Consider the following 25144-nt stretch of genomic DNA (forward strand, 5'->3'; position numbering starts at 1 on the left):
CTCCTCGGGTTTCGGTTATCCCCTGGGCGGTGTCCGGTCAACACCGACCCAGGCGCAGAAGTCAGTAGTCGATCGGGTCGCGGATGATCGGGCAGGTCATGCAATGGCCGCCGCCGCGACCTCGTCCCAGTTCGCTGGCGCTGATGGTGATGACCTCCACCCCGGCCTTGCGCAGTAAGGTGTTGGTGTAGGTGTTGCGGTCATAGCCAATCACCACCCCCGGCTCCAGAGCCACCACGTTGTTGCCGTCGTCCCATTGCTCGCGTTCGGCGGCGAAGCTGTTGCCGCCGGTTTCCACCACGCGCAGTGCCGGCAGTTGCAAGGCCGCTGCGACCGTGTCGAGAAAGCTGCCTTCTTCACGACGCACGTCGATGCCACCGGGCTTGCTTTCGTCGGGGCGCAGGGAGAACGCGACGATCTGGCTGACCACTTCGGGGAAAATCGTCACCAGGTCGCGGTCGCAGAAGCTGAACACGGTGTCCAGGTGCATGGCGGCGCGAGACTTCGGCAAACCGGCGACGATCACCCGCTCCACGGCCTTATGCTTGAACAGGTTCAGCGCGAGCTGGCCGATGGCCTGGCGGGACGAGCGTTCGCCCATGCCGATCAGTACTACGCCATTGCCGATGGGCATCACGTCGCCGCCTTCGAGGGTGGCGCTGCCGTGGTCCAGATCCGGGTTGCCGTACCAGATCTGGAAGTCGGCGTGGGTGAACTCGGGGTGGAATTTGTAGATGGCGGTGGTCAGCAGGGTTTCCTGGCGGCGGGCCGGCCAGTACATCGGGTTTAGGGTGACGCCGCCGTAGATCCAGCAGGTGGTGTCGCGGGTGAACTGGGTGTTGGGTAGCGGCGCCAGGATGAAGCTGGAGTGCCCGAGAAAATCGCGGAACATCTGAATGGTTTTGCCACCGAAGCTGTCGGGCAGGTCATCGGCGCAAACCCCACCGATCAGGAATTCGGCGATCCGGCGCGGTTCCAGGCTGCGCAACCACGAACCGACTTCATTCACCAGGCCCAGGCCTACCGAGTCGGCGGTGATCTTGCGGTGCAGGATCCAGTCCAGGGCTTCGGGAATGGCGACGATGTCGGTCAGCAGGTTGTGCATTTCCAGTACGTCGATGCCGCGCTCGCGCATCTTGGTGACGAAATCAAAATGGTCGCGCTTGGCCTGGTTGACCCACAGCACGTCATCGAACAGCAGTTCATCGCAGTTGTCCGGGGTCAGTCGCTGATGGGCCAGGCCTGGGGAGCAGACCATGACTTTGCGCAATCTACCGGCTTCGGAATGAACGCCGTACTTCACTTTTTCCGTGGTCATTGGATGTTCTCCGTTGAGATCGTCAGCCTGTTACAAGGTCAGGAAGCCGTCGTAGAGGCCATAGGCAGCCACCAGGGCGCCCACCACCACGGCGGCAAAAATCAGTTTCTCGACTGAGGTGAATACCGGTTTGCCCACCTCGCGCCGGGCCTTGGCAAACAGGATCGCGCCAGGGGCGTAGAGCAGGGCGGAGAGCAGCAGGTATTTGATCCCGCCGGCGTACAGCAGCCACACCGCATAGATCAGGGCGATGGCGCCGATGAACAGGTCCTTGCGGCGTTCGGCCAGGGCGTTTTCATAGGTTTCGCCCCGCACCGCCAACAGCAGCGCGTAAGCCGCCGACCACAGGTACGGCACAAGAATCATCGAGGTGGCGAGGTAGATCAGTGACAGATAGGTGCTGGCCGAAAACAGGGTGACGATCAGGAACAGCTGCACCATTGCGTTGGTCAGCCACAAGGCGTTGGCCGGGACGTGATTGGCATTTTCGCGACGCAGGAACGCCGGCATGGTGTGGTCCCGGGCGGCGGCGAACATGATCTCGGCGCACAGCAGCACCCAGGACAAGAGGGCGCCGAGCAGCGAAATGATCAGGCCGACGCTGATCAGCACCGCGCCCCAATGGCCCACCACATGCTCCAGCACCGCCGCCATGGAAGGGTTTTGCAGTTTCGCCAGTTCCGGCTGGGTCATGATCCCCAGCGACAGCACATTCACCAGGACCAGGAACAGCAGCACGGTAATGAACCCGATCACTGTGGCCTTGCCCACGTCCGAGCGTTTCTCGGCGCGGGCGGAAAAAATGCTCGCGCCCTCGATGCCGATGAAGACCCAGACGGTGACCAGCATCATGTGCCGGACCTGGTTCATCACACTGCCCAGGTCCGGGTTGTTCACGCCCCAGATGTCGGCGGTGAAAACGTCGAGCTTGAACGCGAACACTGCGATCAGCACGAACAACGCCAGCGGCACGACCTTGGCAACCGTGGTCACCAGGTTGATGAACGCGGCTTCCTTGATACCGCGCAGCACCAGCCAATGCACGGCCCACAGCAGGGCCGAGGCGCCGACCACCGCTGCAACCGTGTTGCCTTCACCAAACACCGGGAAGAAAAAGCCCAAGGTGCTGAACAGCAGCACGAAGTAGCCGACGTTGCCCAGCCAGGCGCTGATCCAGTAGCCCCAGGCCGATGAGAAACCCATGTAGTCACCGAACCCGGCCTTGGCGTAGGCGTACACGCCGCCGTCCAGGTCGGGCTTGCGATTGGCCAGGGTCTGGAACACGAACGCCAGGGTCAGCATGCCCACCGCGGTGATCGCCCAGCCAATCAGAATGGCGCCGACATCGGCACTGGCCGCCATGTTCTGCGGCAGGGAAAAGATCCCTCCGCCGATCATCGAACCCACGACCAGCGCGACCAGCGCACCCAAGTGAAGCTTTGCGGGGGTATCAGACATAGCATGACTCCGAGGCAGCAGAGGAGAGTCACAGCCTATGTCGGTTTTGCCTCGGGTTAGCTGACCCAGGTCAGCAGGCGCAGCTGATTACCACTGCGCTCGATGCGCCCCGAGCTCAGTTGCCGCCCGCGTCCACTGCAACGGTGTGCCGCTGATTTTCAGCGGTACCTGCAATCGGTGCGCGGGGCCCCACGGCGTCTGTTCCACCAGTAGGCCCTGATCGTCGTTGTCCTCGGGGCGAAGCGCGGCCTGGGCCCCCGGCCCCTGTTCGATCAACAGTTTTGCCGTGCGCGCCAGTGACAGGCGGGCAGAACCGCCTCGACCGTTCTCCAGACGCCGGGCCAGCAACACGAGGGTGCTGGCCGCCATCAGGTAGCCAGTGCCATGATCCAGCGCTTGCACCGGCAGTGGCGTTGGTTGGCTGGCCTGTTTCCAGGCCATGCCCGCCTCGGCGATGCCGCTGCTCATCTGCACCAGGCTGTCAAAGCCGCGACGGTTGCGCCATGGACCGTTCCAGCCGTAGGCGTTGAGGCTGACGTCGATCAGCCCCGGGTTCATGCCCCGACGCTGCTCGGCGTCAAGGCCCAGGCGCTCCAGAGCGTCTGCCCGATAGCCATGCAGGAGGACGTCGGCGTCCCTGAGCAAGGCTTCGAATACCGCACGATCATCAGGCCGATGCAGATCCAGGCGCGCACAGCGTTTGCCCAGGGTCACTTCCGGCACCACGCCGGGCTCGTTCCAGGTGGGCGGGTCGATACGCAGGACATCGGCGCCGAGCCCGGCCAGCAAGCGACTGGCAATGGGGCCCGCGAGCACCCGGGTCAGGTCCAGCACCTTGAGGCCGGCCAACGGCTGGGCCACGGATCCGAGCCAGGGCTTGTGCGCCGCCGTGTTGCTGGGGGTGAACTGCACCAGCGGCTCGGCGTTCACCGCTTGGCCTTGGGGATGAGCCTGCCATGCCTGCCACGAACGCATCTGGGCAGCGCACCCGCCTGCCTCGACCACGGCCTGTTCCAGTTCCGACTTGGGCCAGCGAGCGACCCGGCTCGCCATTTCGCTGCGATCAGCACACGGGCCGAGGACTTTTTCCGCTGCCAGTCGATGATGCGGTGCATTGGTATGTAGACGAATCCAGCCATCGGCGCAGGCATAGTCGCCGGCCACCGGGTCCCACAGTGGCGGTGGGTTCCAGCCGACCGGTCGTAGCGAGGTGGAGAACCAGAACGAGGCCAGGCGTCGGTCCACTTCGACCGATGGCCGGCGCCCGGTTTGCTGGTGGATGAGTTCGGCAGTCGCCTGGCCGGCAGCGGCGATGCTGGCGCAGGCCAGCTCCGTGACGGCGAACGCCGAGGGCAGGGCGCCTTCATCGGTGAAGGGGATCTGCGTGGTGGGCAGGCCGAGCGCGGCTTGCATGGACGTCAGCAGGTCAGTCATCGAAAGCCCTCCGCAAATGAGAGGGCGAGCATAGATCAAAAATCCGTCGGGGGCTGCTTCGCCGCCAAGCGCGGGCAAGAACCCGGCGCAGGTTCCGGTCGCGACCAGATCCACAGGTTGCCCAGACCCATGCCGGCCAGCGCCAGGTAGACCGGCCAGCCGTGGCCGAGCGCGGCCAGCATCACCCCGGCGCAGAGCAGCATGCTGACCGTGGCGGTAACCTTGGCCCGGCGCGGGATGGCCTTGCCGTTGCGCCAGTTGCGCAGCATCGGCCCGAACAGCCGGTGGTTCTCCAGCCAGGCGTTCAGGCGCGGCGAACTGCGGGTCGCGGCCCAGGCGGCGAGCAGGATGAATTCGGTCGTCGGCAGGCCCGGCACGACCAGGGCGACCAGGCCGATGGCGAGGCTGGTGTAGGCGATCAGGGTGAAGAGCAGGCGGGTGAGTTTTGAGGGGGAGCGGTTCATTTATCGTTGTTCGGGCGGGTTCATTCCCCTGTGGGAGCGAGCTTGCTCGCGATAGCGGTATATCAGGCGATATTACGGCGACTGACTCTCCGTCATCGCGAGCAAGCTCGCTCCCACAGGAGCGGGTGGTGGCCGGTCAGGCGCATTCAGTGGTGTAAGCATGCTCCAGCAACACTGTGAACCGGTTGAATGCATCCAGCGCACCTTTATCCGCCTCGGCTTCCTGCTGTGGGGTAAAGACCAGGCTATCGAGGGTTCGGGTAAAGGTTTTCCAACCTTCGGCGCGTCCGCCCGCCGGTTCGGCCAGGTGCCGGGCGCCGAAGGTTTCGCTCAACCCCAGGCCCACGGCGCGCTTGATCAGAAACGCCGCGCCGAGTTTCGAGCCTTCGGAGACGAACAGCCAGCCCAGGGCTTCGGCCTGGGTTGGGTTCTTCACCGCACCGGCCACGGGCGGCGGGATCTCGGTGTCCAGGTCTGCCAGGTCGGCCCTGGCCGCTTCGGCGCGGCAGCGGGCCGGCAGGTCGGGAATCAGGCTGGACAGCTGCGCGTCGTTGTACAGCGCCATCAGTTCCCACTGGAACAGGTATTGGGCCACCACGAAACGGGCGTAGCCGGCCAGTGTTTCGAAGGGGGCGTGGGCCTTGACCAGGGCATCGAGCCTGCTGTGGGGCTCGTGGGTGATCTGGTTCAGGCGTTGGGAGCGTAACGTTGATTGTGGGGTATTCATGGGAGCTCCTTAAGAGGAAAACAGGTATGTGATGACAAGACGAATCGCAGTCCATCGCACGGTGAGAACAGGATGCTTTTGTGGCGAGGGAGCAAGCTCCCTCGCCACAAAAGTTAACGAGCGCGTCCCTCAGATATCCCAAACCAGATTGACCGCGAAGTTGCGCCCCGGCGCGGTCAGGCGGTCGAGGTTGGCGGGGCTGATCACGGCGGCTTCGCCCACGCTGTCGTAGCCGCGCACGTCATCCCATCGCCAGTACTTCTTGTCGGTGAGGTTGTAGAGGCCGCCGCTGACGGTGATGTCGTCGGTCACTTTGTAGAATCCGGTCAGGTCGAGAATGCCGAAGCCTGGGGTCTTGAACTGGCGGCTGACGCCATCGGGCGAGTTGAAGTTGCTGTCGTCCACACGGTCCTTTTTCTTGACCAGGGTCCAGCTGAGCAGGGTGCCGTAATCGTCCTGGTCGTAGCCCAGGCCGAACACGCCGGTCAGCGGGTTGACGCTGTTGAGTGGTTCGCCGGTGTCGTTGTTGCGCCCGTAGGCGTAGGCCACCGAGCCTTGGGTGTACAGGCCCTGCGGCGCGCCGAACAGGTCCAGGTCGAGACGCCCCCGGACTTCGGCGCCCTTGATGGTGGCGTGCTTGATGTTGTTGCTCTGGAAGGTCAGTTGATCGGCGCCAGGGGTGATCGCGTCTTCGTTGATGAAGTCGCGGTACTGGTTGTAGAAGACCGCCATGTCGAACGAGCCATGATCGAAACGGCCACGCAGGCCGGTCTCGTAGCCTTTGCTTTTTTCCGGTTCCAGATCGGGGTTGGGTTCCACGCTGTAGCCGGTGCCAGGGTTATCGAAACGACCATAGAGCGCCTTGGCGGTCGGCGTACGGAAACCTTCGGCGTACTGGCCGTACCAGGTGTACTCATCGGTCAGGGCGTAGGTCAGGCCGAACTTGGGCGAGACTCGATGCCAGGTCTTGTCCTGGTCGCTGACTTCACCGGCCTGGGTCGGGTCGACGGTGTTGAGGAATGCCTCGGTCAGATGGGGCTTGAGGCGGGTGTAGTCGTAGCGCAGGCCCGGGATGAAGGTCCATTTTTGCCAACTGATCTGGTCCTGGGCGAACAGGCTGTAGGTATTGATGGTCGGGTCCGGGAAGTCGCTGGCTTTGGCCAGCACGTCAGTCGGGCTGATGGCACCGACAGCGCTGCAGCCGCGGCCAACCGCCAGGCACACGCCGTTGCCGCTGCGTGAGCCAGTGACTTTCTGTTGTTTGATCGTGGTGCCGTAGGTCAGCGCGTGATCGGTGCCGGCCATGCTGAAAGCCTTGTCCAGTTGCGCGTCGAAGACCCACTGTTTTTCTTCGTAGAGCGTCTCGCGGGTGCGCAGGACCCGGCGGGTAATCGGGAAGTAGAACTCGGCGGTGCTCTGGTCGGTCTTGGCGACCTGATGATTGAGGCTCCACTTCACGTGATCGGCCAGCAGGCTGTCGAGGGCGAAGCTGTGCTCCAGGCCGAAACGCTCGCGGGTGACGGTGTCGTTGCCGGTGCGCCACTGATACATGCCACCGGGCAGCACCGAGGTGGGGATCGTCGGGCGACCGTTGGCATAGGGACCGCCATAGGCGCTTTTCAGATCGACGTCGCGGTCGTCCTTGTACTTTTCGTAGACCAGGCCCAGGCGCGCGTCATCGCTGTAGTTCCACCCCAGTTTGGCCAGCACGTTGTTGGCGCGCACGTCTTCAGGGTTGGCGGCGGTGCGGTCCAGGCCGATGCCGTTGTGGCTGCCATAGGATTGGGTTTCGTGGCCGTCGCGCTGGCTGTAATGCAACAGGCCGTCCAGCGGCCCGCTGCGGCCGGCGACGGTGGCGGACTTGAGCCAGCTCTCATCGGCTGAGCTGTAGCCGCTCTTCAGGCGGGCGCCGACGTCCTGGCCCGGCTTGATGATGTCGTCCGGATCCAGGGTGAAGTAGCTGACCGCGCCGCCGATGGCGTTGCTGCCATACAGCACCGAGGCCGGGCCGCGCAGGATTTCCACGCGCTTGATGATTTCCGGGTCGACGTAGTTGCGCTGGGTCTTGGCGTAGGGGCCGTTGAAGAATCCACCCGGTACTTCCACGCCATCGATCTGGGTGAGGATCCGGTTACCGTCGATGCCGCGGATGTTATAGCCGCTGATGCCGCCACGCTGGCCGGCGCCCCCCACCGAGACGCCGGGCTCATAGCGCACCAGGTCCTTGAGGGTGTTGACGTTGTTGCGGTCCAGTGCCTGGCGCTCATGGACCGTGACGGTGCTCGGTACTTCGGTGATGTCCTGGGCCTGGCGGGTGGCGCTGATGGTCGTTTGTGGCAGGCTCATCACGCCGGCGGAGCTGCGCTTTTCCAGGACGACGCTATTGTCGCCCAGCTTGCGGTAGCTCAGGTCAGTCCCCACCAACAGGCGTTCCAGGGCTTTCTCAGGTGGCAGCGAGCCATTGACCCCCGGTGATGCGACGCCCTCGGCCAGTTCCGCCGGCAGGCCGACCTGCCAGCCGGTGACGACCGTGAAAGCGTTGAGCGCCGACACCAGGGGTTGCCGGGCGATGGAAAAGTTGTAGTCGCCCATGTTGCGTGCAGCAGGCTGAGCGTTGTCGGCGGCAAGGACATGAGGGGCCGTGCCGGCCAGCAGAATCGCAGCTGTCAGCAGGGACAGCGTGCAGGACGGGGCAAGGAACCGGCAGGTAAGGCGAGAGGACATCGATAGCGCTCCGTGTCGCATCTGTTATAGGTGCAGATTTTCATCAATGGATGAGAATCAATTGCATTGGCTATAACGAGACGAACCAGCGAAGCCTATCGAGTAAAAATAATTCTCATTTAGTTCAAAATCACCAGCGCCGGGAATTCCTGAAGCCGCGCGCGAGTGATGTGGGCCAGGGATCGGACTGCATCCAAGGGTTGGTCGAGGCGATAGTTACCGGTCACCGCGACGCTGGCCAGTTGTGGGTTGTTGTTGATGATCCAGCCGGGGTAATAGCGCCGCAGCTCGGCCAGCACCCGGCCCAGCGGCTGGTTCTCGAATACCAGCCGGCCCTGCACCCAGGCCAGCTCAGTGGCGGCGTCCAGGTGGGTCGGATGATCGAAGCCGTTGGGGCCGATGCGGATGCTTTCGCCGGCGGACAGGCGCACATGGCTGTCGTTGCGGGTGGCGCGCAGGTCCACATCGCCACGCTGGACCTGGACCTGGGTCACGCCGTCGAGGTAACGCATGGCAAACGTGGTATCGCTGACGCTGGCCGTGACCGGGCCGGCGTCGATTTCCAGAGGCAGGCTACGGCTGGCCGGCACTTCGAAAAATGCTTCGCCCCTGTAAAGGCGGGCCACGTGGCGCCGTTCGTTGAAGGTACTGGAGAACGCCGAGTCGGTGTTGAGCAGGACCCTGGAACCGTCTTCCAGTTGCAGGCGCTGGCGTTCACCGACGATGGTCAAGTGGTCGGCCCGCAATTGCAGCGGCAGGTCGCTGAAATTGAACAGGCCCAACAGCAATACCGCTGCCGTTGCCAGAGGTTTCCAGTGGGACCGCAAGCGTGACCACGCGGTGACCTTGGGCCTGGCCTCCAGCTGGCGGGCGCTTTCCAGCACCTGCGGACCGTTCCAGATCGCCTGGGCGCGGGCGAAGGCTTCGCCATGGCGCGGATCGGCCGCCAGCCAGGCTTCAAATTGCCGGGTCTGCTCCTCGCTGGGGCTTTCCAGCAGGATCAGCCAGTCCAGTGCCTGCTCCATGGCGTGGGCGGCGTCCGGCGTCGGCCCAGGGGCGTGGTGGTTGTCCGTCACGGTGGTTCCTCGCTGTGTCTGTGCACGGCTGTTTCGAATCAGGCTCGAGGGCGACCAAGATAAGCAGGGTCACCCGTCAACGCAATTGGCGGGAGCAATCCCGTGGGTTCAGTCACCTTCGAGGCCTTGGGCCGCGCCCACACAGATCGCCATGATCAGCTTCAGTTCCTTTTGCACGGTACTCAACGACACGCCCAGGCGTTCGGCGATGGCCTGGTAACCGTGACCGTGCAAGCGATTGAGGATGAAAATCTGCTGCTGGCGCGCACTCAGCGTTTGCAGGCTGACATTCAGGCGTTCGAGCAATTGCCCGGCATGGACCGCATCCTCGGCGCTGCTCTGGGAGACGGCCACGTTGTGGATCATTTCCTGGGGCACATCCTCCAGCAACGTCCGGGATTGGATACGCCGCGCGCGCAAATGATCGCGCGCCAGATTGCGCGCGGTCTGGAAGACAAATGGTTCGAGATGCTCGACGGGTCTTTCACCCAAAGCGCGGCTTACGCGCAGGTAGGTTTCCTGGAGCAGGTCTTCGGCGGTGCTGCGGTTGTTGACCATCTGCTCAAGGGTCCGCAGCAGGGGCGTGCGCTGGGCGAGGAAGACGTGGTGAAAGCGCGATTGACTCACGGTAGGGCCTGGTCCGGTTCGAGTAGATGATAATGATTGTCATCTGCTGAATGGGTCAAGCCTGGATTTGTAAGCGTTAAAAATCAACCAGTGGGAGCAAGCCTGCTCGCGATTGCAGCGTGGCAGTCAACCTTGGGCTGACTGATCAGGCGTAATCGCGAGCAGGCTCGCTCCCACAATGAGGGCTCAACAAACGTGTCGGGTCACTCGGCGTTACACAACGCCAGGCAGTTATCCAGCATGCGGTTGGAGAAGCCCCACTCGTTGTCATACCAGGCCAGTACCTTGAGCAGCTTGCCGCTGGACTTGGTGTGGTTGGCGTCGAAGATCGACGACAACGGGTTGTGGTTGAAGTCGCTGGAGACCAGCGGCAGCGTGTTGTAGCCGAGGATCTTCGAATGCTGGCTAGCATGGCGCAGCAGTTCGTTGACTTCCTCGGCCGACGCCTCGCGCTTGAGTTGCACGGTAAGGTCGACCAGCGACACGTTGATCACCGGCACGCGTACGGCCATGCCGGTCAGCTTGCCTGCCAGTTCCGGGAGCACCAGGCCCACCGCTTCGGCGGCGCCGGTCTTGCTCGGGATCATGTTCTGCGTCGCCGAGCGGGCGCGGTACGGGTCGCTGTGGTAGACGTCGGTCAGGTTCTGGTCGTTGGTGTAGGCATGGATAGTGGTCATCAGGCCGCTTTCGATGCCCAGCTCGCGGTGCAGCACCTGGGCCACCGGGGCCAGGCAGTTGGTGGTGCACGAGGCGTTGGAAATGATCTGGTGGGACTGGCGCAGGATGTCGTGGTTCACGCCGTACACCACGGTGGCATCGGCGCCCTTGGCCGGGGCCGAGATGATGACTTTGCGCGCGCCGGCACTGATGTGGGCGGCGGCCTTGGCCCGGTCGGTGAACAGACCGGTGCATTCGAACACCACGTCGATTTTTTCCGCAGCCCAGGGCAGCTCGGCCGGATTGCGGATGGCGCTGACTGAAATGCGGTCGCCATTAACCGTCAGGCTTTCGTGATCGTGCTGCACATCTGCATCAAAAGTGCCGTGGACGGTGTCGAACTTGAGCAGGTGAGCGTTGATTGCACTGTCGCCCAGGTCGTTGATGGCGACGATCTGCAAGTCGCGACGATAGCCTTGGGTATACAGTGCGCGGAGGACATTGCGGCCGATGCGGCCAAAACCATTGATTGCGATTCGAAGAGTCATTAACTGCGCCGCCATCGATTTGTTGTTGGAATTACAAGATTATTCGCATAAAAATAGAAAACAAGCCTTTTTGATGGCAATATTTTGTTTTATCTACAACGAGTGACCTGAATCAACTGGTCCGAATAGTCAAAAACCGTCCGTCGCCTGAGGCGCCGGGGGCTTTTGACCAGCATAGACAATCAGGTCGCCACACCCGTTAGCCTGGAGTTCTACACATGCATCCCCGCGTACTTGAGGTCACCGAACGGCTTATCGCCCGCAGCCGCGCCACGCGTCAGGCTTACCTTGCATTGATTCGCGGTGCAGCCAGCGACGGGCCGATGCGCGGCAAATTGCAGTGCGCCAACTTTGCCCATGGCGTGGCCGGTTGCGGCACGGAAGACAAGCATCATCTGCGGATGATGAACGCCGCCAACATCGCCATCGTGTCGTCCTATAACGACATGCTCTCGGCCCACCAGCCCTACGAAACCTTTCCGGAACAGATCAAGAAAGCCCTGCGCGAGATCGGCTCGGTCGGCCAGTTCGCCGGTGGCACGCCGGCCATGTGCGATGGCGTGACCCAGGGCGAGGCGGGGATGGAACTGAGCCTGCCGAGCCGCGAAGTGATCGCGATGTCCACGGCGGTGGCGCTGTCGCACAACATGTTCGATGGCGCGCTGATGCTCGGCATCTGCGACAAGATCGTCCCGGGCCTGATGATGGGCGCGCTGCGCTTCGGTCACTTGCCGACGATCTTCGTGCCCGGCGGGCCGATGGTCTCGGGTATTTCCAACAAGGAAAAAGCCGATGTGCGCCAGCGCTATGCAGAAGGCAAGGCGACCCGCGAGGAGCTGCTGGAATCGGAGATGAAGTCCTACCACAGCCCCGGTACCTGTACCTTCTACGGCACCGCCAACACCAACCAGCTGCTGATGGAAGTGATGGGCCTGCATTTGCCGGGCGCCTCGTTCGTCAATCCGAACACCCCTTTGCGTGATGCGCTGACTCGCGAAGCGGCGTTCCAGGTCACGCGTATGACCAAGCAGAGCGGCAACTTCATGCCCATCGGCGAAATCGTCGACGAGCGTGCGCTGGTCAATTCCATCGTCGCGCTGCACGCCACCGGCGGCTCCACCAACCACACCTTGCACATGCCGGCCATCGCCATGGCGGCCGGTATCCAACTGACCTGGCAGGACATGGCCGACCTCTCCGAGGTGGTGCCGACCCTGAGCCACGTCTACCCGAACGGCAAGGCCGACATCAACCACTTCCAGGCGGCGGGCGGCATGTCGTTCCTGATCCGAGAACTGCTGGAAGCCGGCCTGCTCCACGAGAACGTCAACACCGTGCTCGGTCACGGCCTGAGCCGCTACACCCAGGAGCCGTTCCTGGAAGATGGCAAGCTGGTGTGGCGCGACGGCCCGATCGAAAGCCTCGACGAGAACATCCTGCGTCCGGTGGCCCGGGCGTTTTCGCCGGAAGGCGGGCTGCGGGTGATGGAAGGCAACCTGGGGCGCGGCGTGATGAAAGTCTCCGCGGTCGCTCTGGAAAACCAGATCGTCGAAGCGCCGGCCATGGTGTTCCAGGACCAACAGGACCTGGCCGATGCGTTCAAGGCTGGCCTGTTGGAGAAGGATTTCGTTGCGGTGATGCGCTTCCAGGGGCCGCGCTCCAACGGTATGCCGGAGCTGCACAAGATGACGCCGTTCCTCGGCTCGTTGCAGGATCGCGGCTTCAAAGTGGCGCTGGTGACCGACGGGCGCATGTCCGGCGCGTCGGGGAAAATCCCGGCGGCGATCCACGTCAGCCCCGAAGCTTATGTCGGTGGCGCGTTGGCCCGGGTGCAGGAGGGCGATATCATCCGCGTCGACGGCGTCAAAGGCACCCTGGAACTGAAGGTGGACGCCGAGGAATTCGCCGCGCGCGAGCCGGCCAGGGGCCTGTTGGGTAACAACATCGGCACCGGTCGCGAGCTGTTCGGTTTCATGCGCATGGCTTTCAGCTCGGCGGAGCAGGGCGCCAGCGCCTTCACTTCTGCCCTGGAGACGCTTAATTGAAACTGGCTTTGGTCGGTGACATCGGTGGGACCAACGCACGCTTCGCGCTGTGGAAGAATCACAACCTGGAAAACATCCAGGTGCTGGCGACGGCGGATTACGCCTGTCCTGAAGACGCCATCAAGGTGTACTTGAGCGGCATGGGCATGGGGCCGGGCGCGATCGGTTCGGTGTGCCTGTCGGTGGCCGGTCCGGTGGGTGGCGATGTGTTTCGCTTCACCAACAATCACTGGCGCCTGAGCAACCTGGCGTTCTGCGAGACCTTGCAGGTGGAGAAGCTGTTGCTGGTCAACGACTTCTCGGCGATGGCCCTGGGCATGACCCGTTTGCGTCCCGATGAATACCGGGTCGTATGCGAGGGCACCCCGGAGCCGATGCGCCCGGCGGTGGTGATCGGTCCGGGCACCGGGCTCGGCGTCGGTACACTGCTGGATCTGGGCGAGGGCCGGTTCGCCGCGCTGCCGGGGGAGGGCGGCCACGTCGACCTGCCGATGAGCAGCCCGCGTGAAACCCAGCTCTGGCAACACATCTACAACGAGATCGGCCATGTCAGCGCCGAGACCGCCTTGAGCGGCAGCGGTTTGCCACGAGTGTACCGGGCGATTTGCGCGGTGGACGGCCATGAACCCGTGCTCGACACGCCGGAATCGATCACCGCTGCGGGCCTCGCCGGCGACCCGATCGCCCTGGAAGTGCTCGAACAGTTCTGCCGCTGGCTGGGCCGCGTGGCCGGCAATAACGTGCTGACGGTGGGCGGGCGCGGCGGTGTCTACATCGTCGGTGGGGTGATCCCGCGTTTCGCTGATTTTTTCCTCGAGAGCGGTTTTGCCCGGTGCTTCTCCGACAAGGGGTGCATGAGCGATTACTTCAAGGGCATTCCGGTCTGGCTGGTCACCGCCCCGTACTCCGGCTTGATGGGCGCGGGCGTGGCGTTGGAGCAGTCGGTACAAGTTTAAAATTTGTGAGGCCCTGTGGGAGCGGGCTTGCTCGCGAAAGCAGTGTGTCAGTCGACGAAAATGTTGAATGAAACCCTGCATTCGCGAGCAAGCCCGCTCCCACAAGGGGTAGTGGTGTTTATAGATCCGGCTCATCAGGCATAATCCGCCAATCCCACCAGCAAGGACGAGGCCCCGTGAGTTCAGTGAACAAATCGATTTTGTTGGTCGACGACGATCAGGAGATTCGCGAGCTGCTGGACACCTACCTCAGTCGCGCGGGTTTCCAAGTGCGCACTACGCCGGATGGCGCCGGGTTTCGCCAGGCGCTGAACGATGCGCCGAGCGACCTGGTGATTCTCGATGTGATGCTGCCGGACGAGGATGGCTTCAGCCTGTGTCGCTGGGTTCGCCAGCACCCGCGCCAGGCCCATGTGCCGATCATCATGCTCACCGCCAGTTCCGACGAAGCCGACCGAGTGATCGGCCTGGAGCTGGGGGCCGATGATTACCTGGGCAAGCCTTTCAGCCCGCGTGAACTGCAAGCGCGGATCAAGGCCTTGCTGCGTCGGGCGCAATTCGGCCAGGAACGCTCCGGCGGTGAAGTCCTGGCCTTTGACGAATGGCGCCTGGACATGGTCAGTCATCGACTGTTTCACGCCGACGGTGAGGAGGTGATTCTCTCCGGCGCAGACTTTGCCTTGCTCAAGCTGTTCCTCGATCATCCCCAGGAAATCCTTGACCGCGACACCATCGGCAACGCCACCCGCGGTCGTGAACTGATGCCCCTGGACCGGATCGTCGACATGGCGGTGAGTCGCCTGCGCCAGCGTCTGCGAGACACTGAGAAGCCACCGCGGCTGATTCGCACTGTGCGCGGCAGCGGTTATCAACTGGCGGCCACCGTGGTTGCCAGCAATGGGCACTGACTGGATCAGGAAAATAGCACGGCGGGTCCCGGTGCCGCGCTCGCTGCTCGGACGGATGCTGTTGCTGACCTTGCTGGTGGTGCTGTTCGCCCAGACCCTGTCCAGCGTGATCTGGGTCTCGCAACTGCGCGCCACCCAGCTCGAAGGCCTGGTTACCGCCGCCCGTAGCCTGGCCCATTCGATGACGGCCAGCGTCAGTTACCTGCGTTCGTTGCCGGTGGCGTATCGGCCGCTGGTGCTGGATCAATTGCGCAGCATGGGCGGCACGCGATTTGTCGTCACCCTCAACGACAAACCCCTGGGCATGGACGTGTTGCCGGTGACGCCGCGCAAGCTGGCCGTGCTCCAGGCGGTGGATGAGGTGTTGCGCCGCTCCCTGGGCAACAACGCCGACATCTCGGTGAAGTTCGTCAGTCCCGAGGACCTGCGGATCTTCAACGGCGGGCTGAAGCTCGACGAACTGCCGCGTTCCTGGGCGCACTACGCCTTGACGCTGGAACCGGTGAACCCACCGGTGCTGGTCACACAGATCCAGATGGCGCCCGGCGAATGGCTGTACATCGCCTCGTTGCTGCCCGAGCCCTACACCAGTCTTGAAGAACAGGACCTGCCCAAGCAGCAGGTCGGCTTCATCGTACTCACCAGTAGCCTGCTGTTGCTGTTCATCGGTTTGCTGGTGCATTGGCAGAGCCGGCCTCTCAAACGTCTGGCCCGCGTGGCGCGGGATATGTCCCTGGGCGCCGAAGTCGAACCGGTGGCCGAGGGCGGCGGCAGTGAAGTAGTGGAAGTGGGGCGAGCGTTCAATGCCATGCGCGAACGCATCAGCCGCTACCTGACTGAACGCAGCCAGTTGTTCAGTGCGATTTCCCATGATTTGCGCACGCCGATCACGCGGCTGCGGTTGCGCGTCGAGCTGTTGGAGGATGAGAACCTGCAGGCCAAGTTCGGCCGCGACCTGGACGAGCTGGAACTGTTGGTCAAGGGCGCGCTGCAATGCGTCAAGGACACCGACATCCATGAAAACATCGAGCCGGTAGACCTCAACCATGTACTCGAATGCCTGATCGAACCGTACCTGGCGCCCAACGGCAACGGCCGGGTGACGCTGGATGGCAGGGCGCTGGCGCCGTATCCCGGCAAGCCGCTGGCCCTCAAGCGCTGCATCGGCAACCTGATCGACAACGCCTTGAAGTACGGGCAGAACGCTCACCTGCACATCGATGACGATGAGACTGCATTCGTCCTGCACGTCGACGACGAAGGCCCGGGCGTACCGGAACAGCGTCTGGAGCAAGTCTTCGAACCGCACTTTCGCCTGGCCGGGCAACAGCAGGGGTATGGCCTGGGACTGGGCATCGCCCGCAACATCGCCCACAGCCATGGCGGCGAAGTGACCCTGCAAAACCTGCGTGAGGGTGGGTTGCGAGTGACGTTGCAGTTGCCTCGCAGTGCTGATTAGTCAGGCCGCGTTATCGTTAATCGCGAGCAGGCTCGCTCCCACAGTTGATTGAGTTGTTCGCAGATTTTGTGCGTGCCATCGAACCCTGTGGGAGCGAGCCTGCTCGCGATGGCATCAGCAGCTTCACCACCATTCCTAGGCCAAATGTCACAAGCTTGTGACATAACGCGCCCCTTTCGTTACCTGCCACCCGCCCCCCCTTGTTTAGACTCCCTCGCGTCAAAACAACAAAAAGGTCTTCCCCGATGAACACCTTCCAACCGGCGTTCAGCAGCTGGCTGAACGCTCCGGCCCACCAGCAATGGCTCGCTGCCGAAGGTTTGCGATTGCTGTCGTTTGCCAAGGCGTCGAAACTGCCGGACGGCTTTGGCAACCTCGACGACCAGGGTCGCCTGCCGCCCGATGCCCGGGCCGAGACCATGAACACCGCGCGCATGACCCACAGTTTCGCCATGGCGCACATCCAGGGCCTGCCGGGTTTTGCCGCACTGGTGGACCATGGTGTCCAGGCCCTCGGCGGCGCGTTGCGCGACGCCGAGCATGGCGGCTGGTTTGCCACGGCGCGGCCCCACGAGGATGGTGACGGCAAAGCCGCCTACCTGCACGCCTTCGTCGCCCTGGCCGCCAGCTCGGCAGTCATCGCCCGGCGCCCCGGCGCCCAGGCCTTGCTGGATGAAGCGGTGCGGATCATCGACAGGTATTTCTGGAGCGAAGAAGAAGGCGCACTGCGCGAGTCCTTCGCACGCGACTGGAGCGATGAGGAGGCCTATCGCGGCGCCAACAGCAACATGCACGCCACCGAAGCGTTCCTGGCCCTGGCCGACGCCACCGATGACCCGCGCTGGCTGGTTCGCGCCCTGCGCATCGTCGAACGGGTGATTCATGGTCACGCCGCCGCCAACGACTACTTGGTGGTTGAGCATTTCGACCGCCATTGGCAACCATTGCGCGAGTACAACCACGACAACCCGGCCGACGGCTTCCGCCCCTATGGCACCACCCCCGGCCACGGTTTCGAATGGGCGCGGCTGTTGCTGCATCTCGAAGCGGCGCGGGTGCAGGCCGGCATGCTGACGCCGGGCTGGCTGGTCCAGGACGCGCAGAAACTCTTCGAGCAGAACTGCCGCCACGGCTGGGATGTCGATGGTGCGCCCGGCATTGTCTACACCCTGGACTGGGATAATCGCGCCGTGGTCCGCCACCGCCTGCATTGGGTCCACGCCGAAGCCGCAGCGGCCGCCAGTGCCTTGCTCAAGCGCACCGGCGAGGCCAGTTACGAAGCCTGGTACCGGCAATTCTGGGAATTTTGTGAGTCGTATTTCATTGATCGCTGCAACGGCAGTTGGCGACACGAACTCGATCCGCAGAACCGCCCCAGCGCCGATATCTGGCCGGGCAAGCCGGACCTGTATCACGCCTGGCAGGCTGTGCTGATTCCACGCTTGCCCCTGGCACCGAGCATGGCGTCGGCCCTGGCGCAGTTATCCGGCACTTTGGCTGTGTAACCGTGTCGTGACATTTGCACGTCCCTTCGTTACCTGCGAAGGGATTCCCCCTGATTAGAATCCATGCAGCGCAAGCTCCAGGCTTGCATGCATAACAACAAGAAAGGTAATTCCAGATGAATGCGATTTCTCGCCTCGCTACTGTCATTTCTCTTGCTTCCTTGCTTCCCGTCGCAGCATTCCCTGTCAGCACCCTGGCCGCCGAATCCAAAGGTTCCGTGGAAGTCGTCCACTGGTGGACGTCGGGTGGCGAAAAAGCCGCGGTCGATGTGCTCAAGGCCCAGGTAGAAAAAGATGGCTTTACCTGGAAGGACGGTGCTGTCGCAGGGGGTGGCGGTTCCACTGCCATGACCGTGCTCAAGAGCCGTGCCGTAGCCGGCAACCCACCGGGCGTCGCCCAGATCAAAGGCCCGGACATCCAGGAATGGGCGTCCACCGGGCTGCTCGACAGTGACGTCCTCAAAGACGTTGCCAAGGAAGAGAAGTGGGACAGCCTGCTCGACAAGAAAGTCTCCGACACCGTGAAGTACGACGGTGACTACGTGGCCGTGCCGGTGAACATCCACCGCGTCAACTGGCTGTGGATCAACCCGGAAGTCTTCAAGAAAGCCGGCATCACGAAAAACCCGACCACCCTCGAAGAGTTCTATGCCGCTGGCGACAAACTGAAGGCGGCGGGCTTCATTGCGCTCGCCCATGGTGGTCAGCCTTGGCAGGACAGTACCGTGTTCGAAGCGGTGGTGCTTTCGGTGATGGGCGCCGAGGGATACAAGAAAGCCCTGGTTGATTTGGACAACAAGGCCCTGACCGGTCCGGAAATGGTCAAGGCGCTGACCGAGCTGAAGAAAGTCGCGACCTACATGGACGACGACGGCAAGGGCCAGGACTGGAACCTGGAAGCGGCCAAGGTCATCAACGGTAAGGCCGGCATGCAGATCATGGGCGACTGGGCCAAGAGCGAATGGACCGCGGCCAAGAAAGTTGCCGGCAAGGACTACGAGTGCGTCGCCTTCCCGGGCACCGACAAGGCCTTCACCTACAACATCGACTCCCTGGCGGTATTCAAGCAGAAGGACAAGGGCACCTCGGCCGGTCAGCAGGACATTGCCAAGGTTGTGCTGGGTGAGAACTTCCAGAAAGTCTTCAGCATCAACAAAGGCTCGATTCCGGTGCGCAACGACATGCTGGCCGACATGGCCAAGTATGGGTTCGATTCCTGCGCCCAGACCGCGGCCAAGGACTTCCTGGCGGACGCCAAGTCCGGCGGCCTGCAACCGAGCATGGCGCACAACATGGCGACCACGCTGGCGGTGCAGGGTGCGTTCTTTGACGTGGTGACCAACTACATCAACGACCCGAAAGCCGACCCGGCCGATGCCGCCAAGAAACTCGGTGCGGCGGTTCAGTCGGCCAAATAAGAGCAGCTGCAAGCTACAAGCTGCAAGCTGCAAGGTGTGTTTGAGCTTGCAGCTTGCAGCTCGGGGCTTGTAGCTGCCCCTAATCTATCTTTGTACTGGATCTTCCCATGAGTTCTGTTGCTGTGTTCAGCAAGGCCTCGCCGTTCGATGCGCTGCAACGCTGGCTGCCAAAACTGGTGCTGGCGCCGAGCATGTTCATCGTGCTGGTGGGCTTCTATGGCTATATCTTGTGGACGTTCGTGCTGTCGTTCACCACCTCGACCTTCTTGCCGAACTACAAATGGGCTGGCCTGGCGCAATATGCGCGTCTGCTGGACAACGATCGCTGGTGGGTGGCGAGCAAGAACCTCGCCGTGTTCGGCGGCATGTTCATTGGCATCACCCTGGTGATCGGCGTGTTGCTGGCGGTGTTCCTCGACCAGCGCATCCGCCGCGAAGGCTTCATCCGCACCATTTACCTGTACCCGATGGCGCTCTCGATGATCGTCACCGGTACTGCCTGGAAATGGCTGCTCAACCCGGGCATGGGCCTGGACAAATTGCTGCGTGACTGGGGTTGGGAAGGCTTCCGCCTGGACTGGCTGATCGATCCGGACCGCGTGGTGTACTGCCTGGTGATCGCGGCGGTGTGGCAAGCGTCGGGCTTCATCATGGCGATGTTCCTGGCCGGCCTGCGGGGTGTCGATCAATCGATCATCCGTGCCGCACAAATCGACGGCGCGAGCATGCCGCGCATCTACCTCAAGGTGGTGCTGCCCAGCCTGCGTCCGGTGTTCTTCAGCGCCGTGATGATCCTGGCGCACATCGCGATCAAGAGTTTCGACCTGGTGGCGGCAATGACTGCCGGTGGCCCGGGTTATTCCTCCGACCTGCCGGCGATGTTCATGTACTCCTTCACGTTCAGTCGTGGCCAGATGGGCATGGGCTCGGCCAGCGCAATCCTGATGCTCGGTGCGATTCTCGCGATCATCGTGCCTTACCTGTACTCCGAGCTGAGGACCAAGCGTCATGACTAGTCTCGCCGCCAAACCTTCCATCAGCCTGAGTCGCATCGCGATCTACGCGGTGCTGATCCTCGCCGTGTTGCTGTACCTGGTGCCGTTGGTGGTCATGCTGTTGACCAGCTTCAAGACCCCGGAAGACATCAGTACCGGCAACCTGTTGAGCTGGCCGACCGTGGTCAGTGGCATTGGCTGGGTCAAGGCCTGGGCCACGGTGGACGGCTACTTCTGGAACTCGATCAAGATTACCGTCCCGGCGGTGCTGATCTCCACCGCCATCGGTGCGTTGAACGGCTACGTGTTGTCGATGTGGCGCTTCCGCGGTTCGCAGTTGTTCTTCGGGCTGCTGCTGTTCGGCTGCTTCCTGCCGTTCCAGACCGTGCTGCTGCCGGCGTCGTTCACCCTCGGCAAGATGGGCCTGGCCAGTACCACCACCGGCCTGGTGTTCGTGCACGTGGTCTACGGCCTGGCGTTCACCACACTGTTCTTCCGTAACTACTACGTGAGCATTCCCGATGCGCTGGTCAAGGCTGCACGCCTGGACGGTGCGGGGTTCTTCACCATCTTCCGGCGGATCATCCTGCCGATGTCGACACCGATCATCATGGTCTGCCTGATCTGGCAGTTCACCCAGATCTGGAACGACTTCCTGTTCGGCGTGGTGTTCTCCAGCGGCGATTCCCAGCCGATCACGGTGGCGTTGAACAACCTGGTCAACACCAGCACCGGGGCCAAGGAATACAACGTTGATATGGCGGCGGCGATGATCGCCGGGCTGCCGACCCTGCTGGTCTATGTAGTGGCAGGCAAGTATTTCGTGCGCGGCCTGACGGCCGGCGCAGTCAAGGGGTAATCATGGCAACGCTCGAACTTCGCAATGTAAACAAGACTTATGGTGCCGGCCTGCCGGATACCCTGAAGAACATCGAGTTGTCGATCAAGGACGGTGAGTTCCTGATCCTGGTCGGTCCTTCCGGTTGCGGCAAGTCGACACTGATGAACTGCATCGCCGGTCTGGAAACCATCACCGGCGGCGCGATCATGATCGGCGACCAGGACGTCAGCGGCATGAGCCCCAAGGATCGCGACATCGCGATGGTGTTCCAGTCCTACGCGCTGTACCCGACCATGAGCGTGCGCGAGAACATCGAGTTCGGCTTGAAGATCCGCAAGATGAGCCAGTCGGCAATTGACGAAGAAGTCACCCGCGTGGCCAAGCTGTTGCAGATCGAACACCTGCTCAACCGCAAGCCCGGCCAACTGTCCGGCGGTCAGCAACAGCGCGTGGCCATGGGCCGGGCACTGGCGCGGCGGCCGAAGATTTATCTGTTCGACGAACCGCTGTCCAACCTCGACGCCAAGCTGCGGGTCGAGATGCGCACCGAAATGAAATTGATGCACCAGCGTCTGAAAACCACCACGGTCTACGTCACCCACGACCAGATCGAAGCCATGACCCTGGGCGACAAAGTGGCGGTGATGAAGGACGGGATCATCCAGCAGTTCGGTACGCCGAAGGACATCTACAACAACCCGGCCAACCTGTTCGTGGCGAGCTTCATCGGTTCGCCGCCGATGAACTTCATCCCGTTGCGCCTGCAACGCAAGGACGGTCGCCTGCTGGCGCTGCTCGACAGCGGCCAGGCCCGTTGCGAGTTGCCGCTGGGCATGCAGGACGCCGGCCTTGAAGACCGTGAAGTGATTCTCGGCTTGCGTCCGGAACAGATCGTGCTGGCCGGCAGCGAGCCCAACGGCTTGCCGACCATCCGCGCTGAAGTCCAGGTCACCGAGCCGACCGGGCCGGACACCCTGGTATTTGTCAGTCTAAATGACACCAAGGTTTGCTGCCGCCTGGCGCCGGACGTTGCCCCGCAAGCAGGGGAAAATCTGACGCTTCAGTTCGACCCTCAAAAAGTATTACTATTTGATGCGCAAACGGGCGAGCGCCTGGGTGTGGCGGGTCAGACGCAAGCCCAGGAGCGAGCGCCGAACGTGGCGCAGTTCAAAGGCCGGTGAAGAAAAAATGTGGGTGTGGGCCTGCTCGCGATGACGGTATGCCTGCCGTCGTGCGGGTGAATGGCATACCGCTATCGCGAGCAGGCTCGCTCCCACAAAAAGAGGTATGCGGCGGGTGGGGGACCATCCACCGCAATCGTTGTAAACCGCGTTAGAAAAAATAAAAACAGTTCATAACAATAAAGACGAGGATGTAGGGATGAAGAAGAGAAACAACGCCCAGCTCATCTGCCAGTTGTCAGCCGTTGCGGCGATGATGCTGGTGGGTAGCGCACAGGCTGACGACGCGTTCAGTTCCAATTCGAAATGGATGACGGGCGATTGGGGTGGCGAGCGGACCAAGCTGATCGAGCAGGGTATCGACATCAAGGCCGACTACGTCGGGGAAGTGGGCGGCAACCTGCACGGTGGCTACAACAACGACAAGACTGCGCGTTATTCCGACCAGTTCGGTCTGGGTGTAGCGCTGGATCTGCAAAAATTGTGGGGCTGGGATAACACCCAGGCCAAGATCCAACTGACCAATCGTAACGGCCAGAACATCTCCAACGACCGCGTTGGTGATCCACGTGCCGGCACCTTGAGCTCTTCCCAGGAAGTCTACGGCCGTGGTCACATGGTCCGTCTGACCCAGTTGTGGATCAAGCACCAGTTCCTCGACGGCAAGCTGGACGTCAAGGCCGGTTACTTCGGTGAAGGCGAAGACTTCAACACCTTCCCGTGCGAATTCCAGAACCTGGCGTTCTGCGGCTCCCAGGTGGGTAACTGGGCGACCAACATCTGGTACAACTGGCCAGTCAGCCAGGCCGCGATCCGCGTGAAGTACAACCTCACCCCTGAGTTCTATGCGCAGATCGGTGCCTACAACCAGAACCCTTCGCAGCTGGAGCACGGCAACGGCTTCAAGCTCAGCGGCAGCGGTACCAAGGGCACCGTGATCCCGGTCGAGCTGGTCTGGTCGCCGAAGGTCAACAGCCTGCCGGGCGAATACCGCGTCGGTTACTACAAGAGCACGGCCGATGCCAATGACGTGCGCGAAGACGACAACGGCGACGACGCCGCGACCACCGGTAACGCCTACCGCAGCCACAACAGCAAGCACGGCTACTGGTTCGTGGCGCAACAACAACTCACCACCCACAACGGTGATGCGTCCCGCGGTCTGAACATCGCTGCCAACGCGACCTTCCACGACAAGGACACCAACGTCGTCGACAACTACCAGTCGTTGATGTTCGTGTACAAAGGGCCGTTCGACGCGCGTCCAAAAGATGACATCGGCATCGGTTTCGCGCGCATTCATGTCAACGATGACGTGAAGAAAAACGCTGAGCTGACCAACGCCGCCAACGGTGTGGCTGACTATGAGAATCCGCTGTTCTCTCCGTTGCGCGACACCGAGTACAACTACGAGCTCAACTATGGGGTCCACGTGACCGACTGGCTGACCGTACGGCCTAACCTGCAATACATCACTCACCCAGGTGGTGTGGATGAAGTCGACAACGCGCTGGTGGCCGGCCTGAAAATTCAGTCGGTGTTCTAACACTGTTGCGATAAGCTCCTCTCTATGTGCGCATATTTGCGGACAGCCAAGGCTGTCCGCTTTTTTTTGGGGAGCACTCAATAGTTTGGTCGGACACCGAGCGCTGTGGCGAGGGAGCTTGCTCCCGCTGGGTTGCGAAGCGACCCCAAAACCATTCACTGCGGTGCGTCAGCCAGACCGCATTTGCCTCGTTTACGACTGCTTCGCAGTCGAGCGGGAGCAAGCTCCCTCGCCACAAAAGAGCGCGTCGCGAACAGATGAGCAATTCAATGATTTCCAGGACCGTGGCCCATGCATGAGCATCCGCTACAACGCTTTTTCAAATCCCTGCGCGAGCGCCCGGTGTTTGCGTGGGAGCGCTATCGGCAGCGCGATGTGCTGGTGATCGATCATCCGCTGTGCCAGGCGGTGTTCAGTCGCCAGGGCGCGCAGTTGCTGCACTTTCAGCCGCGCGGACAGAAGCCTTGGTTGTGGTGCGCCGCCAAATGGCCGCAGGTCGGCGCGATACGTGGCGGGGTGCCGGTGTGCTGGCCGTGGTATGGGCGTCATCCCAGCGAGAATGCCTGGCCTTCCCATGGCTGGGCGCGCTTGATCGACTGGAAGCTGCTCGACAGTCGCAGCGACGACGACGGCGTGCACCTGCACTGGCAATTGCAGTTGTGCGATTGGCAGGTGGACCTGCATGCGGACCTGGGTGCACGCATGGAACTGCGCCTGAGCACCGAGCATCAGGACAGTCTGCCTTGCCAGTTGAGCCAGGCGTTGCATGCCTATTGGCGTATTGGTGACGTCGGTGAGGTAGCGCTGTCTGGGCTTGAGGGCGCGCAGGGTTATGACCATCTGAACCGTGCGGTTTGCCAGCAGGAAGGTGAGTTGCGGGTCGACGGTGGTTGTCAGCGGGTGTTCCAGCACGAAGGAGAGTTGCAGCTCAAGGACCACGCCTGGCAGCGCCAATTGTGCATCGACACCGGCGACAGCGCCGACACCGTGGTGTGGCATCCCGGCGCCCGACCGTTGCTGGGGGTGAGTTGGGATGAGGTCAATGAGTTCGTGTGTGTCGAGGCGGCCAGTGGCGGCACGGACAGCCTGTGCCTGGCGCCGGGGGAGCGGGCGCACCTGAGTTTGCAGGCGTGGGCGGGGGTTTAGCTCTGGAGGGTGGGTGAGGCTGCCGGCCCCATCGCGAGCAAGCTCGCTCCCACAGGGGGTTGTGAACGCCAAAGACCCAGTGTGGGAGCGAGCTTGCTCGCGATGACGGCT

At 62.4% G+C, this 25144-nt stretch carries 20 protein-coding genes; 11 read left to right on the forward strand and 9 right to left on the reverse strand.

All coding sequences use genetic code 11. The features are described from left to right. Positions 1 to 61: 61 nt before the first annotated feature. The 9 genes from arcA to gap form a co-directional block, all read right to left on the reverse strand. Positions 62 to 1318, reverse strand: a complete 1257-nt coding sequence (gene arcA / locus ACLEJQ_RS20880) for an arginine deiminase (RefSeq protein WP_440797998.1) — start codon at positions 1316 to 1318, stop codon at positions 62 to 64. A gap of 30 nt (positions 1319 to 1348) precedes the next feature. Then, positions 1349 to 2776 (reverse strand): arginine-ornithine antiporter, encoded by a 1428-nt coding sequence (arcD, locus tag ACLEJQ_RS20885; RefSeq protein WP_440797999.1) that lies wholly within the window; start codon positions 2774 to 2776, stop codon positions 1349 to 1351. A gap of 87 nt (positions 2777 to 2863) precedes the next feature. After that, on the reverse strand, positions 2864 to 4210 hold the full coding sequence (locus ACLEJQ_RS20890; RefSeq protein WP_440798001.1) for a CoA transferase: 1347 nt from the start codon (positions 4208 to 4210) through the stop codon (positions 2864 to 2866). 35 nt (positions 4211 to 4245) lie between these two features. Further along, complete coding sequence (locus tag ACLEJQ_RS20895; protein ID WP_440798003.1) at positions 4246 to 4674, reverse strand: YbaN family protein; 429 nt, start codon at positions 4672 to 4674, stop codon at positions 4246 to 4248. Positions 4675 to 4810: 136 nt separating this feature from the next. Then, a complete protein-coding gene (locus tag ACLEJQ_RS20900) occupies positions 4811 to 5401 on the reverse strand; it encodes a biliverdin-producing heme oxygenase (protein WP_440798005.1) in 591 nt (196 codons plus the stop codon). A 129-nt stretch (positions 5402 to 5530) separates the two neighbouring features. Then, positions 5531 to 8125, reverse strand: coding sequence for a TonB-dependent receptor (locus tag ACLEJQ_RS20905; RefSeq protein ID WP_440798007.1), 2595 nt, complete (start codon positions 8123 to 8125; stop codon positions 5531 to 5533). 119 nt (positions 8126 to 8244) lie between these two features. After that, entirely contained in the window at positions 8245 to 9201 is a 957-nt protein-coding gene (locus ACLEJQ_RS20910) for a FecR family protein (protein WP_440798009.1), read from the reverse strand. Between the two features lie 108 nt (positions 9202 to 9309). Continuing rightward, positions 9310 to 9828 (reverse strand): RNA polymerase sigma factor, encoded by a 519-nt coding sequence (locus tag ACLEJQ_RS20915; RefSeq protein WP_440798010.1) that lies wholly within the window; start codon positions 9826 to 9828, stop codon positions 9310 to 9312. A 203-nt stretch (positions 9829 to 10031) separates the two neighbouring features. Next, positions 10032 to 11033 carry a type I glyceraldehyde-3-phosphate dehydrogenase gene (gene gap, locus ACLEJQ_RS20920; protein WP_440798012.1) on the reverse strand — a complete coding sequence of 334 codons (1002 nt, stop codon included), beginning with the start codon at positions 11031 to 11033 and terminating at the stop codon, positions 10032 to 10034. 218 nt (positions 11034 to 11251) lie between these two features. On the opposite strand from gap, the gene edd reads away from it, so the two are divergent. The 11 genes from edd to ACLEJQ_RS20975 all read left to right on the forward strand — a co-directional run bounded on the left by edd (position 11252) and on the right by ACLEJQ_RS20975 (position 25033). Then, positions 11252 to 13078: a phosphogluconate dehydratase gene (gene edd / locus ACLEJQ_RS20925; protein WP_440798014.1), complete on the forward strand. Its 1827-nt coding sequence runs from the start codon at positions 11252 to 11254 to the stop codon at positions 13076 to 13078. Continuing rightward, positions 13075 to 14034 carry a glucokinase gene (locus ACLEJQ_RS20930; RefSeq protein ID WP_440798016.1) on the forward strand — a complete coding sequence of 320 codons (960 nt, stop codon included), beginning with the start codon at positions 13075 to 13077 and terminating at the stop codon, positions 14032 to 14034. The genes edd and ACLEJQ_RS20930 overlap by 4 nt, the downstream gene beginning before the upstream one ends. Positions 14035 to 14210: 176 nt before the next feature. Beyond that, the gene (locus ACLEJQ_RS20935; protein ID WP_245138291.1) at positions 14211 to 14942 is read left to right on the forward strand and encodes a response regulator; all 732 of its coding nucleotides are present in this window, start codon (positions 14211 to 14213) and stop codon (positions 14940 to 14942) included. After that, on the forward strand, positions 14932 to 16401 hold the full coding sequence (locus ACLEJQ_RS20940) for an ATP-binding protein (RefSeq protein WP_440798019.1): 1470 nt from the start codon (positions 14932 to 14934) through the stop codon (positions 16399 to 16401). The genes ACLEJQ_RS20935 and ACLEJQ_RS20940 overlap by 11 nt, the downstream gene beginning before the upstream one ends. Before the next feature lie 245 nt (positions 16402 to 16646). Continuing rightward, the gene (locus tag ACLEJQ_RS20945; protein ID WP_440798021.1) at positions 16647 to 17906 is read left to right on the forward strand and encodes a D-mannose isomerase; all 1260 of its coding nucleotides are present in this window, start codon (positions 16647 to 16649) and stop codon (positions 17904 to 17906) included. 116 nt (positions 17907 to 18022) lie between these two features. Next, positions 18023 to 19324, forward strand: coding sequence for an ABC transporter substrate-binding protein (locus tag ACLEJQ_RS20950; protein WP_440798023.1), 1302 nt, complete (start codon positions 18023 to 18025; stop codon positions 19322 to 19324). A gap of 107 nt (positions 19325 to 19431) precedes the next feature. Further along, entirely contained in the window at positions 19432 to 20340 is a 909-nt protein-coding gene (locus tag ACLEJQ_RS20955) for a carbohydrate ABC transporter permease (RefSeq protein ID WP_440798025.1), read from the forward strand. After that, complete coding sequence (locus ACLEJQ_RS20960) at positions 20333 to 21178, forward strand: carbohydrate ABC transporter permease (protein ID WP_003198539.1); 846 nt, start codon at positions 20333 to 20335, stop codon at positions 21176 to 21178. Before ACLEJQ_RS20955 ends, ACLEJQ_RS20960 begins: the two co-directional genes overlap by 8 nt. A gap of 2 nt (positions 21179 to 21180) precedes the next feature. After that, positions 21181 to 22341: an ABC transporter ATP-binding protein gene (locus ACLEJQ_RS20965; protein WP_440798027.1), complete on the forward strand. Its 1161-nt coding sequence runs from the start codon at positions 21181 to 21183 to the stop codon at positions 22339 to 22341. Positions 22342 to 22540: 199 nt separating this feature from the next. Next, a complete protein-coding gene (locus tag ACLEJQ_RS20970; RefSeq protein ID WP_440798028.1) occupies positions 22541 to 23887 on the forward strand; it encodes a carbohydrate porin in 1347 nt (448 codons plus the stop codon). Positions 23888 to 24178: 291 nt separating this feature from the next. Then, positions 24179 to 25033 carry a D-hexose-6-phosphate mutarotase gene (locus ACLEJQ_RS20975; RefSeq protein ID WP_440798030.1) on the forward strand — a complete coding sequence of 285 codons (855 nt, stop codon included), beginning with the start codon at positions 24179 to 24181 and terminating at the stop codon, positions 25031 to 25033. Positions 25034 to 25144 lie beyond the last annotated feature (111 nt).

The organism is Pseudomonas sp. SMV71, from assembly GCF_052042015.1.
GTDB lineage: Bacteria > Pseudomonadota > Gammaproteobacteria > Pseudomonadales > Pseudomonadaceae > Aquipseudomonas.